11 protein-coding genes are annotated in these 12,958 nt (G+C 73.0%); 7 read left to right on the plus strand and 4 right to left on the minus strand.

What is annotated here, in order from left to right:
- Positions 1–16: 16 nt before the first annotated feature.
- From cofC to LWC33_RS30465, 3 genes are all read left to right on the plus strand, one after another.
- Positions 17–646, plus strand: coding sequence for a 2-phospho-L-lactate guanylyltransferase (gene cofC / locus LWC33_RS30455; RefSeq protein ID WP_233308132.1), 630 nt, complete (start codon positions 17–19; stop codon positions 644–646).
- Positions 647–748: 102 nt separating this feature from the next.
- Positions 749–1,699, plus strand: coding sequence for a slipin family protein (locus tag LWC33_RS30460; RefSeq protein WP_372476721.1), 951 nt, complete (start codon positions 749–751; stop codon positions 1,697–1,699).
- 310 nt (positions 1,700–2,009) lie between these two features.
- Positions 2,010–3,218, plus strand: a complete 1,209-nt coding sequence (locus LWC33_RS30465) for a GNAT family N-acetyltransferase (RefSeq protein ID WP_233308133.1) — start codon at positions 2,010–2,012, stop codon at positions 3,216–3,218.
- 7 nt (positions 3,219–3,225) lie between these two features.
- On the opposite strand, the gene LWC33_RS30470 is transcribed toward LWC33_RS30465, so the two are convergent.
- The gene (locus tag LWC33_RS30470) at positions 3,226–4,440 is read right to left on the minus strand and encodes an FAD-dependent monooxygenase (protein WP_233308134.1); all 1,215 of its coding nucleotides are present in this window, start codon (positions 4,438–4,440) and stop codon (positions 3,226–3,228) included.
- 211 nt (positions 4,441–4,651) lie between these two features.
- On the opposite strand from LWC33_RS30470, the gene LWC33_RS30475 reads away from it, so the two are divergent.
- Together LWC33_RS30475 and LWC33_RS30480 are read left to right on the plus strand one after the other, a co-directional pair.
- Positions 4,652–7,003, plus strand: coding sequence for an RNA degradosome polyphosphate kinase (locus LWC33_RS30475; protein ID WP_372476722.1), 2,352 nt, complete (start codon positions 4,652–4,654; stop codon positions 7,001–7,003).
- 15 nt (positions 7,004–7,018) lie between these two features.
- Positions 7,019–7,939, plus strand: coding sequence for an NUDIX hydrolase (locus LWC33_RS30480; RefSeq protein ID WP_233308137.1), 921 nt, complete (start codon positions 7,019–7,021; stop codon positions 7,937–7,939).
- A 3-nt stretch (positions 7,940–7,942) separates the two neighbouring features.
- On the opposite strand, the gene LWC33_RS30485 is transcribed toward LWC33_RS30480, so the two are convergent.
- From LWC33_RS30485 to leuC, 3 genes are all read right to left on the minus strand, one after another.
- Complete coding sequence (locus LWC33_RS30485; RefSeq protein ID WP_233308138.1) at positions 7,943–8,482, minus strand: HU family DNA-binding protein; 540 nt, start codon at positions 8,480–8,482, stop codon at positions 7,943–7,945.
- Positions 8,483–8,632: 150 nt separating this feature from the next.
- Complete coding sequence (gene leuD, locus LWC33_RS30490) at positions 8,633–9,223, minus strand: 3-isopropylmalate dehydratase small subunit (RefSeq protein ID WP_037044892.1); 591 nt, start codon at positions 9,221–9,223, stop codon at positions 8,633–8,635.
- Positions 9,223–10,635, minus strand: a complete 1,413-nt coding sequence (gene leuC / locus LWC33_RS30495) for a 3-isopropylmalate dehydratase large subunit (protein WP_233308140.1) — start codon at positions 10,633–10,635, stop codon at positions 9,223–9,225. Before leuC ends, leuD begins: the two co-directional genes overlap by 1 nt.
- Before the next feature lie 93 nt (positions 10,636–10,728).
- Here leuC and LWC33_RS30500 point away from each other — a divergent pair, with 93 nt between their 5' ends.
- Positions 10,729–11,430 carry an IclR family transcriptional regulator gene (locus tag LWC33_RS30500; RefSeq protein ID WP_233308141.1) on the plus strand — a complete coding sequence of 234 codons (702 nt, stop codon included), beginning with the start codon at positions 10,729–10,731 and terminating at the stop codon, positions 11,428–11,430.
- A 125-nt stretch (positions 11,431–11,555) separates the two neighbouring features.
- Positions 11,556–12,958, plus strand: a 1,403-nt coding sequence (locus tag LWC33_RS30505) for an Hsp70 family protein (protein WP_233308142.1), incomplete at its 3' end; no start/stop codon positions are given.

The following is a 12,958-nucleotide window of genomic DNA, read 5'->3' on the forward strand; positions in this document are numbered from 1 at the left end:
GTGGAACGATGGTGTGGTGAGCAGCCGCGAAGTGGGTCTGGTCGTGCCCGTCAAGGGGCTCGACGCGGCCAAGTCCCGGCTGCGCGGGGCCGCCGACGGCGGGGTGGGCGATCCGGCCCGGCACGCCGAGCTCGCCCTCGCGCTCGCCCTGGACACCCTCGACGCCGTACTGGGCGCCGAGCGGGTGGCCGCCGTCGTCGTCGTGACGAGCGACGAGACGGTCGGGCGCGAGCTGGCCGGGACGGGGGTGCGGATCGTCCGCGACGAGCCGGCGGCCGGGCTCAATGCCGCCCTGCTCCACGGGGCCGCGGCCCTGCCCCGCGGCCTCGCCCGCGGCGCCCTGCAGGCCGACCTGCCGGCGTTGAAGCCCGGGGAGCTCGACGAGGCGCTCGAGCACGCCGGAACGAGGGCGTTCTGCACCGACGCCCAGGGCGACGGCACCACGCTCCTCCTCGCTCCCGCCGGCACCCCGCTCGACCCGCACTTCGGCCCCGGCTCCGCCGCCGCGCACAAGGCCTCGGGCGCGGCTCCGCTCAGCGGCGAGCTCCCCGGCCTGCGCCGCGACGTCGACACCGAGGCCGACCTTCGCGAGGCCTGCGCGATGGGCGTCGGGCCGCGGACCGCGGGGCTGTTCGTCTGCCGCTGAGTCCCGGTCGGCGGGTGTCCCGGTCATCCCTGGTCAGCGCAGGTCAGCACTGGCGAGCGCGCCGGCGCGGGTCGATAATCGACGCCTCCTAGGAGGCGTGTGATGACCGTTCTCTGGATGGTTCTCGTGCTCGTCGGCTTCATGATGCTGGTGAGCGCCGCGACCAGCGTCCGGGTCGTGCAGCAGTTCGAGCGGGGGGTGGTCTTCCGGTTCGGCCGGCTGCAGCCCCAGACGAGAGGCCCCGGGCTCGCGACGCTCATCCCGATCGCGGACCGCATGCAGAAGGTCAGCATGCAGGTTGTGACCCTGCCGGTCCCCGCCCAGGACGGGATCACCAGCGACAACGTCACCGTCCGGGTCGACGCGGTCGTCTACTACCGCGTCATCGACCCCGTGCGGGTGGCCGTCGACGTGCAGGACTACGGCTCGGCGATCCTGCAGGTGGCGCAGGCGTCGCTGCGTTCGATCATCGGCAAGAGCGAGCTCGACGACCTGCTCTCCAACCGCGAGCGGCTCAACCAGGGCCTCGAGCTGATGATCGACAACCCGGCGGTCGGCTGGGGCGTGCACATCGACCGCGTGGAGATCAAGGACGTGGTGCTGCCGGAGTCGATGAAACGCTCGATGTCGCGCCAGGCCGAGGCCGAGCGCGAACGCCGCTCCCGGGTGATCACGGCCGAGGGCGAGCTGCAGGCGTCGAAGCAGCTCGCCGAGGCGGCCCAGGTGATGGCCGCCAACCCCGCCGCGCTGCAGCTGCGGCTGCTGCAGACCGTCGTCGAGGTGGCGGCGGAGAAGAACTCCACCCTGGTCCTGCCCTTCCCGGTCGAGCTGCTGCGGTTCCTGGAGCGATCCACCCCGGCCGAGATGCAGCACCTCCTGACGGGCTCGAGCACGGAGAACGGCGCCGCCGTCACGACGAGCGACGCCGCCGCACCACGGCCGAGGCCCGCCACGCCGCGACGCCCAGTGCGGCGATCCCGGCCAGGTCGCCCCCGGTCAGCCCGTGGTTCGGCGCCAGGACGAGCAGTGTCGGACCCTCCATCCTCCCGTTGACGAGGAACCACAGCACCGCGACGACGGCGAGCGCGACCGCGCCACGCAACCCTGTCCCGCCGCTGACCGCGGCGAGCACGACGAGGGCGACCAGCACGAGCGAGGCGACCATCGGCCCATCCTGGCGGGGGCGGTGTGTGAGGCGGAGGAGGTAGTCACCCGCGGCTCTCGGGCAATTCGGTCGGTTCGGCCCGAATCGCCACACTCCCGTGGCTGCTTTACGATCGGCTCCCTCGGCAGCCGAATCGGTGGAGAAGACGCCACGGCCGCTCGCGAATCCGAACCGCCCCGACGTCGGAGTCCATCAGGCATGGTTTCCCTCATTCGCCCTGCCGTCCTGCGATCGACGGTCGAATTCGACGCGCTCGAGAGCGAGTGGGCCGAACTGCTCAGCGCCGTTCCCGATCATTCGCTGAGCCAGACCTTCCACTACAACCGGGTGGCGTGGACCCGGCTCGCGGAGCCCCGCGGCTCGCGGTTGGCCGTCGTCACGGTACGGCGGGGCGGCGAGCTCCTCCTCGTCTGGCCGCTGCACATCGAACGCCGGCGCGGCCACACGGTGGCCACCCACCTCGGCAACCGGAGCACGCAGGAGTACGCCGTTCCCGTCGTCCGGCCGGGTGAGCACGCCGAGGAGGCCCTCGCGCTGGCGATCGCGGAGGCGACCCGGCTCGCCGACGTGCTCGCCGTCTACCACCAGCCCGACGGGCCGCTCCCGGCCGGCGGCCGCTTCTCGGCGCTCGCCTTCGGCTCCTCGACCACGTCCCCCGTCGCGGTCCGCCCCGACGAGGGGTTCGAGGCCTGGTCGGGCACTCGACCCCAGAAGCTGCGCTGGGAGATGCGGCGCAACCGCAAACGGCTCCAGAAGGCCGGCACCGTCGCCTTCCGCACTTCCGACGACGAGCCCGCCTTCGGTCACCAGGCCGTCGACTGGATCTTCGCGCGGAAGCGGGAGTGGCTCGTCCGTCGGCACAAGACCACGCCGTGGATCAGCGACGGATCGGGCGAGGAGTTCTTCCACGAGTTGCTCGACCGCACGCCCGCGGGGGCGCAGGTGCGACCGCTCGTGGTCGGGGTGACCGTCGACGACGAGCTGGTCTCGGCGTCGATCTGCTACTGCTCGGCACACGCGCTCGAGGGCTTCGTGATGGCGTTCGACGAGTCGCAGGCTGCCCTCGGGGCGGGCAACGTCCTGATCGAGGAGTGTGTGCGACTGGCCTTCGACCGCGGTCTCGACTTCGACTTCCGCATCGACGCCTTCGCCTACAAGCTGCGCTGGTCCGACCGGGAGACGACCCGCCACACCCGGTTCGTCCCGTGCACCGTCCGCGGCCTCGCGCCCGTGGGCGCGCGACACGCGACGCACGCCTACGCCGAGCTCAAGCGGGTCTCGACGCCCCTGCTCACCCGGTACCTGCCCGGAGTGCTGACGGCACGGGCCAGCCACCAGCCGCCCGCCCGCGTCGCAGTCGCACTCGTGCAGGACGTGCGAACGCTGGTGCCCAGGCGCGCGTCGTAGCCGCTGATCAGCGGGAGAGACGACGGCGGAGCGGGCCGATCACCCGCGGCGCGATCGCCCGGCCGGCGGCGAGCCCATGGTTGACCAGCGCGCCGAGCACCGGCACCGTGGTGAGCCGGTGCAGGGCCAGGTAGAGCCCCGGCGCCCGCCGGGCGACGAGGCGCCGCCGCTCGATCAGCAGGCGGGCGAAGTCCCGGACGGGCCGCTCGACGTACTGCGGGACGGCCTCGAACCAGGCCGCGCTCGAGCGGGCCTGCCCGGCCGTGACCTCCAGGGCCTCGGCGCGCTCCGTGCCGTATCCCGCCAGGGCGGCGGCGACGGTCGGGGCCTGCTCCAGGTGCCGCGCCAGGGCGATCGCGTCCTCCAGGGCCAGGCGGGTGCCCGATCCGACGCTGAAGTGGGTCGTGTGGGCGGCATCGCCCACCAGGGCGAGGGGTCCGTCCGTCCAGGACGAGTTCCGCACCGTGGCGAAGCGCCGCCACGGGGCGGTCTCGCGGGCATCTTCCTGCAGGACGAGCTTGTGGCCGTCGAGCTGGTCGGCGAAGACCGACTCGAGGAGCCGGAGCGTCTCGTCCGGACCGAGCGTGTCGAGGCCCAGCGCGCGCCAGGTCTCCTCCGTCGTCTCCACGATGAACGTGCTGCCGGCCTCGCCGAACGCGTAGGCGTGCGCCCACAGCCAACCCCCCGGGCTGTGCACGAACGGGAAGGTGAACGACGAGAACTGCTTCTCCGTGCCCAGCCAGATGTAGCGGTTCCGGCCCTCGGTGACCTCCGTACGGACACCCGGCGCCTGCTCCCGCAGGCCGCTACGCACGCCGTCGGCCGCGACGACGAGGTCGTACCCCTCGAGCTCCGCGAGCCGCCCGATCCGGCGGTCGAACTCGATCCGCACCCCGACCTCGCGGGCCCGGTCGACGAGCAACTTCTGCATGAGGTGGCGCCCCATCGCGAAACCCGACGCGGTGAACCGGGCCTCCGATCCGTCCACCTCGACGACCTGGTCGCGCCAGGTGTAGCGGAATGTCCGCAACGCCTCGGCGAAAGGCGGGTCGACGGCCTCGACCTGGTCCATCAGGTCCGGCCAGAACACCACTCCCCAGCCGCGGGGCGCGCCTTCCGCGGCCTGTTCGTACACGGTGACGTCGGTGACCCCGGGAATTCTCGTGGCGAGAATGGCGAAGAAGAGTCCGCCGGGCCCGGCGCCGACGCACGCGATCCGCATGAGGGCCATCGTGCCAGTGACGGATTCGCCGACGGATCCCGGCCGGGCTCCTCGTCTCATCCGGACGGGTCGCTCGCGCGGACGGCTGCGATTTCGGGCACAACGGACCTTGCCGTCGCAGGTCACCCGCCATTCGTGACCCGGCCGTGACCCAGAGTTCACCCGGATGTCGGTCGCTCCGACGAGTCGCGGGGTCCGCAGGTGAGGAAGAATCCCGCCGGTGAGCACGGGCCCCGAGAACTCCGAGTCCGGCGCCGGGACCAACGGCCGCCGCCGGTCGACCGCCAAGAAGCCGGCCCCGCGCCGCCGGGCCACCCCGGTGCGCGCCTCACGGGCGGGCGCCCAGGTCGAGGCGGCCGCACCCGGCCCGGCCCCCGTTCCCACGAGCGCGAGCACCGCCACCGCCCCCATCACGGGCAACGGGTCCGGCGCCGCCCCGATCGGCCCGCCCGCGCCGACCACCGTCGCCGCGCCGAGCGGGCTGCCGGACGACCGCTACCTCAACCGCGAGCTCTCCTGGCTGGACTTCAACGCCCGGGTGCTGGCGCTCGCCGAGGACACCAGCCAGCCGCTGCTGGAGCGGGCGAAGTTCCTCGCGATCTTCGCCAGCAACCTCGACGAGTTCTACATGGTGCGGGTCGCCGGGCTGAAGCGTCGCGACGAGACCGGCCTGGCCGTGCGCTCCGCCGACGGGCTCTCCCCCCGCGAGCAGCTCGTCCGGATCGCCGCGCGCAGCCAGCAGCTCTCCGAGGCGCACGCCCGCGTGTTCCTCGACGAGGTCCGCCCCGAGCTCGACCAGCACGGCATCCACATCCGCCGCTGGAGCGACCTGTCCGACGCCCAGCGCCTGCGCCTGTCGGACTACTTCGCCGCCCAGGTCTTCCCGGTCCTCACTCCGCTGGCCGTCGACCCCGCACACCCGTTCCCGTACATCTCCGGCCTGTCGCTGAACCTGGCCGTCACGGTCCGGGACACCGACAGCCGCACCGAGCGCTTCGCCCGGGTCAAGGTGCCGAACAACGTCCCGCGCCTGGTCCGGGTGCAGGACGACGAGGGCAAGCCGGGCCGCGACGTCACCTTCCTGCCGATCGAGGACCTCATCAGTGCCCACCTCGGCGAGCTCTTCCCGGGCCTGGAGGTCGCGGAGGTGCACGCCTTCCGCGTGACCCGCAACGCCGACCTCGAGGTCGAGGAGGACCGGGACGAGGACCTCCTGCAGGCCCTCGAGCGCGAGCTCGCCCGCCGCCGCTTCGGCCCGCCCGTGCGGCTCGAGGTCGTCGACACCATGAGCGAGCACGTGCTGGAGCTGCTGCTGCGCGAGCTCGACGTCGACCCGGGCGACGTCGTCACCGTGCCCGGGCTGCTCGACCTCACCTGCCTCTGGGAGGTCTACGGCGCCGACCGTCCCGACCTGAAGGACGAGCCCTTCCGCCCGGCCACGCACCCGGCCTTCGGCGAGCGGGAGATGCCGCGCAGCGTGTTCGCCACGCTCCGCGAGGGCGACGTCATGGTCCACCACCCGTACGACTCCTTCTCGACGAGCGTGCAGCGCTTCATCGAGCAGGCCGCGGCGGACCCGAACGTGCTGGCGATCAAGCAGACGCTGTACCGGACGTCGGGCGACTCGCCGATCGTCGACGCCCTGATCGACGCGGCGGCGGCCGGCAAGCAGGTCGTCGCGCTGGTGGAGATCAAGGCGCGGTTCGACGAGCAGGCCAACATCCGCTGGGCGCGCGAGCTGGAGAAGGCGGGCGTGCACGTCGTCTACGGGCTGGTCGGCCTGAAGACGCACTGCAAGACCTCGCTGGTCGTGCGCCAGGAGGGCTCGACCATCCGCCGCTACTGCCACATCGGCACCGGCAACTACAACCCGAAGACGGCACGGCTCTACGAGGACATCGGCGTGCTCACCGCCGACCCGACGATCGGCGCCGACCTCACCGACCTGTTCAACTCGCTCACCGGCTACTCGCGGCAGACCTCCTACCGCAGCCTGCTCGTGGCGCCCTACGGCGTGCGGCGCGGGATCGTCCGGCGCATCGAGGACGAGATCGAGGCGCACAAGGCCGGCGACAGCACCGCGCGCGTCCAGATCAAGGTCAACTCCCTGGTCGACGAGCAGGTGATCGACGCGCTGTACCGGGCGTCGCAGGCCGGAGTGCCGGTCGACATCGTCGTCCGCGGGATCTGCGCGATCCGCCCGGGCGTGGAGGGGCTGAGCGAGAACATCCAGGTGCGCTCGATCCTCGGGCGCTTCCTGGAGCACTCGCGGATCTTCCACTTCGGCTCGGCCGACGAGTACTGGATCGGCAGCGCCGACATGATGCACCGCAACCTCGACCGGCGCGTCGAGGTGCTGCTGCGGGTGGCCGACCCCAAGCTCGCCGGGCAGCTCGCCGAGGTCTTCGGGTCCTGCCTCGACCCGGCCACTCGCTGCTGGGTGCTGGAGGGCGACGGCAGGTGGGAGCCCTCCCCGCCGAAGGGCACCGACCTCGAGAAGGTGCGCGACCACCAGGCGGAGCTCATGATCGCGCACGCCTCGCGGTCCCAGGTCGACGAGTGAGGGCCGGACCCGCGGATGTCTGACCTGTACGCGGCGCTCGGGGCCGACGTCCTGGCCGCGGGCACGGTGCTCTGGCGCGCCGGCAACACCGGTCCGCTCGTCGCGCTGGTGCACCGCCCCAAGTACGACGACTGGGGCCTGGCGAAGGGCAAGCTGGACAACGGCGAGTCCCTGGCCGCCTGCGCACTGCGGGAGACGTGGGAGGAGACCGGGGTGCGGGCCCGGCTCGGCGCCCGGCTCGGCGACGTGCGCTACCTCGTGCCCGAGGGCAGCAAGCTCGTCCGGTACTGGTCGGCCGAGGCTCTGGAGGGCACCGAGTTCACCCCGAACGACGAGATCGACGAGCTGGTCTGGCTCCCGCCCGCCGAGGCGGCGGCGCAGCTGAGCTACGCCCACGACGTCGAGGTCCTCGAGCGGTTCACCCAGCCGACGTCGCTGCTGCTCGTGGTGCGGCACGCCAAGGCGGGCAGCCGCAAGGACTGGGAGGGCGACGACGACCTGCGCCCGCTCTCCGGCGTCGGGCGCACGCAGGCCGAGCACCTGGTCGGCTTCCTCGGCCGGTTCGCCCCGGAACGTTTCCACTCGGCGCTGCCGGTGCGCTGCGTCGACACGATCGCGCCCTACGCCGACATGCAGGGGGCGAAGATCGAGCGCGAGCCGCTGCTCGGCGAGGAGGGCTACTGGGAGGACCCGGCCGCCGGGCTCGCCCGGTTCCGCCAGCTCCTCGTCCGCCCCGGCCTCACGGTGCTGTGCAGCCAGGGCGGGGTGATCCCCGACGTCGTCGAGACCCTGCTCGACGAGTTCGACGCCCGCGTCACCGGCGTGCCGGACCCGGAGAAGACCCCCGTGCCCTCCCGCAAGGGCAGCACGTGGGTCCTCGCGACCGACGCCACCGGCGCCCTACGGTCCGCGGACTACTACCCCAGCCCCACCTGAGGGCTACTTCTTCGCCTTCGTCTTCTTGGCCGGCTTGTCCTTCACGGCCTTGACCACGGGCTCCTTGGCCTTCTTGGCCGCCGCCGGCTTCCCGGCCGCCTTGGTCGCCGTGGTCTTCGCGGCCGTGGAGCGCGCGGTCTTCTTGGGCGCCGGGGCCTCGACGGCCTCCTCCGCGGCGAACGAGCCCGAGGAGCGGGCCGCGCGGGTCGCGCGGGTCGCCGGGCGCGGGTTGCGGGCCGGGGCCTTCTTCGCGGTCGCGGCGGCGCCGTCGTTGCCGGCCACCGTGGTCTTGAAGGCGGTGCCCGGGCGGAAGGCCGGGACCGTGGTCGGCGGCACCGGGACCGTCTCGCCGGTCCGCGGGTTGCGCGCCACGCGGGCCGCCCGGGCCCGCGCCTCGAACACCCCGAACCCGGTGAGGGTCACCGACCCGCCGGAGCCGACCGTGTCCACGATGATGTCCAGGACTCCGTCCACTGCGGACGCCGCGGTGCGCCGGTCACCGAGGCGTGCTGCCAGCGCGTCCACCAGCTGGGTCTTGTTCATGGCCCCGCACGGTAGAGCCTCCTGGGCCATTCGCCAAGGGGCTTCGCCACCGAAGAACCCTTGCAGCACAACGAAAAACCGCCGCCGGTACCGTGCGTGACCACTGTGGTCACCCGCAGTACCGACGGCGGTCCGTCGAGGAGGCCCAGGTCAGGCCGTGGTGACGGGCTTGTGCGCGGGGCGCGAACGCTCGAACGCGTCGATCGCGTCCTCGTGGCGGAGGGTGAGGCCGATGTCGTCGAGCCCCTCCAGCAGGCGCCAGCGGATGTAGTCGTCGATCTCGAAGGGTACGGTCAGGTCCTTGGCCTGCACCGTCTTCTCCTGCAGGTCGACGGTCACCTCGGTGCCCGGCTCGTTCTCCAGCAGCTTCCACAGCAGCTCGACGTCCGGCTGCTCGACCTGCGCCGCGACCAGCCCGGCCTTGGCCGAGTTGCCGCGGAAGATGTCGGCGAAGCGCGCCGAGATCACGACCCGGAAGCCGTAGTCCATCAGGGCCCAGACGGCGTGCTCGCGCGAGGAGCCGGTGCCGAAGTCCGGCCCCGCCACCAGGACCGACCCGCGGGAGAAGGGCTCCTGGTTGAGGATGAACGACTCGTCGTTGCGCCAGGCCGAGAACAGCCCGTCCTCGAACCCGGTGCGGGTGACGCGCTTGAGGTAGACGGCCGGGATGATCTGGTCGGTGTCCACGTTGGAGCGGCGCAGCGGGACGCCGATGCCGGTGTGGGTGCTGAACTTCTCCATCAGCTCAGGTCCTCCGGGCTGCTCAGGGTGCCGCGCACCGCGGTCGCCGCGGCGACCAGCGGGGACACCAGATGGGTGCGGCCGCCCTTGCCCTGGCGGCCCTCGAAGTTGCGGTTGGAGGTCGACGCGCTGCGCTCCCCCGGCGCGAGCTGGTCGGGGTTCATGCCCAGGCACATCGAGCAGCCCGCGGAACGCCACTCGGCGCCGGCGGCGGTGAAGACCTTGTCCAGGCCCTCTTCCTCCGCCTGGAAGCGCACCCGCATCGAGCCCGGCACGACCAGCATCCGGACATCCTCGGCGATCTGCCGCCCGTCGAGGATCCCCGCGGCGGCCCGCAGGTCCTCGATCCGGCCGTTGGTGCAGGACCCGACGAACACGGTGTCGACCTTGATCGACCGCAGCGGCTGCCCCGCCTCGAGGCCCATGTACGCCAGCGCCTTCTCGGCGGCGACGCGCTCGTTCTCGTCGACGATCGCCTCGGGGTCCGGGACGCTCTCGCCCAGCGGCAGGCCCTGGCCGGGGTTGGTGCCCCAGGTGACGAACGGGGTCAGCGCGTCGGCGTCGATGTCGACCTCGGCGTCGAACACGGCGTCGTCATCGGTGCGCAGCTCGCGCCAGGCAGCCACCGCCTCGTCCCACTCCGCGCCCTTCGGCGCGTGGTCGCGGCCCTTGAGGTACGCGAAGGTGGTCTCGTCCGGGGCGATCATGCCCGCGCGGGCGCCGGCCTCGATCGACATGTTGCAGATCGTCATCCGGGCCTCCATCGAGAGGTTCTCGATGACGTTGCCGCGGTACTCGAGCACGTAGCCCTGCCCGCCGCCGGTGCCGATCTGGGCGATGATCGCCAGCACGACGTCCTTGCTCGTGACGCCGGGGCGCAGCCGCCCGTCCGTGCTGTGGACGTTGATCGCCATGGTCTTGAACGGCTTCAGCGGCAGCGTCTGGGTGGCCAGCACGTGCTCCACCTCGGACGTGCCGATGCCGAACGCCATGGCGCCGAACGCGCCGTGCGTGGAGGTGTGCGAGTCGCCGCAGACGACGGTGGTGCCCGGCTGGGTCAGCCCCAGCTGCGGCCCGACGACGTGCACGATGCCCTGCTCGGCGTGGTTCATCGGGTAGAGCCGGACGCCGAACTCCTCGCAGTTCTTCCGCAGGGTCTCCACCTGCGTCCGCGAGACGGGGTCGGCGATCGGGGCGAGGACGTCGAGCGTCGGGACGTTGTGGTCCTCGGTGGCGAGGGTGAGGTCCGGGCGGCGGACCCCCCGGCCGGCGAGCCGGAGCCCGTCGAACGCCTGCGGGCTCGTCACCTCGTGCACGAGGTGGAGGTCGATGTAGAGCAGGTCGGGCTCCTGCCCCTCACCCTTGCGGACCAGGTGCTGGTCCCAGACCTTCTCGGCCAGCGTACGTCCCACCGCTGCCGCCTCCTTCATCGGTTGTGTCGCGAGCCCCGGTGGTGGTCGCTCCCAGAGTTTACCGTCCAGATTCTGGGAAGCTAGTATCGAGGCGTGAGACAGTCTAGCGGCATCGGCGTGCTCGACAAGGCCGTGGGGGTGCTGCGTGCAGCGGCCGACGAGCCCATGGGACTCTCCGAGCTCTGCGAGGCCACCGGCCTGCCGCGGGCCACCGCACACCGGCTGGCCGTCGGGCTGGAGGTGCACGGGTTGCTGCAGCGGGGATCCGACGGCCGCTGGCGCCCCGGCCCCACCCTCGCCGAGCTCGCCGGCGGGCACTCGGACCCGCTGCTCGAGGCCGCCGGCGCGGTGCTGCCGCGGCTGCGCGACATCACCGGGGAGAGCGTGCAGCTCTACCGGCGCGACGGGATGCACCGCATCTGCATCGCCACCGCCGAGCCCGCGTCCGGCCTGCGGGACACGGTGCCCGTCGGCACCCGCCTGCCCATGACCGCCGGCTCCGGGGCGAAGGTCCTCGCCGCCTGGTCCGACCCGGCCACCCAACGCGCTGTGCTCGCCGGTGCCACGTTCACCGAGCGGGTGCTGGTCGACGTCCGGCGGCGCGGATGGGCGCAGAGCGTCGCCGAGCGGGAGTCCGGTGTGGCCAGTGTCTCGGCGCCCGTGCGCGACGCGCAGGGCCAGGTCGTCGCGGCCGTCTCGGTGTCCGGGCCGGTCGACCGGATCGGCCGGCGGCCGGGCGTGCGGTGGGCGGCGGACCTGCTGGCCGCGGCGGAAGCCCTGCAGCACCGCCTGTAGGGCCCGTGCCGCCCGAAGATCCGGTGACCGATCCGGTGACACCGCGTGGCGCAGCGCCGTCGGCCCGTGCCCGGATCGGGCGGTCCGTGACGCTAACGTGATCCTCCACGCTGTCGATGGACAGAATGGACGGGCGCCCCGCTCCCCAGCACGTCGGCGCCGAGGACCGACCGAAGACGGTGACGATGACCTACCTGCTCGGTGTCGACGTGGGCACGACCAGGACCGCCGCGGCGGTCTCGCGTGCCGACCGCCCCGGGTCGCCCGAGATGGTGTCGCTCGGCGACCGTTCCACCGACGTCCCCTCCGTGCTCTTCCTGGGTCCCGACGGCGAGGTGCTCGTCGGCGAGGCCGCCGAACGTCGCGCGGTGACCGATCCCGACCGCGTCGTGCGCGAGTTCAAGCGGCGCGTGGGCGACCCGACCCCGATCGTCGTCGGCGGCCGGGCCTGGTCCGCCGAGGAGCTGTGGGCCCGGCTGCTGCGCTGGGTCGTGGACAAGGTCGCCGTCCAGGAGGGCGGCCCGGCCGACCGGATCGCCGTCACGCACCCGGCCTCGTGGGGCACCCACAAGCGGGACCTGATGGCGGCCGCGGCGCACGCGCAGGGCCTCACCGTGACGTTCCTCGCCGAGCCGCAGGCCGCCGCGCTGCACTACGCGGCCGGCGAGCGGGTGCCGACCGGCTCGACGATCGCCGTCTACGACCTCGGCGGCGGCACGTTCGACGCCGCGGTCGTGCGCAAGGACGCGCCGCGAAGCGCAGGCGGAGCGGCCAACAGCGCGCCGTTCGGCCTGCTCGGGCGGCCCGAAGGCCTCGAGCACCTCGGCGGCGTCGACTTCGACCAGGTGGTGTTCGACCACGTCGCCGAGGGCGCGCCCGAGGCCTTCGAGGGCATCGACGAGACCGACCCGGCCGTGCTGGCGGCCGTCGCCCGGCTGCGGCGCGAGTGCACCGAGGCCAAGGAGGCGCTCTCCGCCGACACCGAGGTCACCATCCCGGTGCTCATGCCGGCGTACCGCGGGTCCGTGCGGCTGCACCGCAGCGAGTTCGAGGAGGCCATCCGGCCCTCGATCGCCGAGACGGTCGACGCGCTGCGCCGCGCCGTCGAGTCCGCCGGGACGGCCCCCGAGAACCTCACCGCCGTCCTGCTGGTCGGTGGGTCCTCGCGGATCCCGCTCGTCGCGCAGCTGGTGTCCGAGCAGCTCTCCCGGCCGGTCGCCGTGGACACCGACCCGAAGAACGCCATCGCCAAGGGTGCGGTGCTGGCCTTCCTCCCGCAGTCGCTCCTGGGCGCCACGGGCACGCACCCGGCCGTCGGTGGCGCGCTCGGGGCCGCCGGCTTCACCGGCGTCCAGGGCGCGGTCGGGCCGGACGGCGGGCCGCCCACCCAGCTCGCGGCCACCGGAGCCTGGTCGCCCCCCGCGGCCACCGGCCAGTGGACGCCGGGTGCCACGGAGGCCTGGGGCGGGCCGTCCGCGCCGCCGGTCCCACCGCAGCAGGGCGGCAACCCGTACGGCGACCCCACCTA

This window comes from Pseudonocardia terrae (assembly GCF_021343995.1).
Taxonomy (GTDB): Bacteria; Actinomycetota; Actinomycetes; order Mycobacteriales; family Pseudonocardiaceae; genus Pseudonocardia; species Pseudonocardia terrae.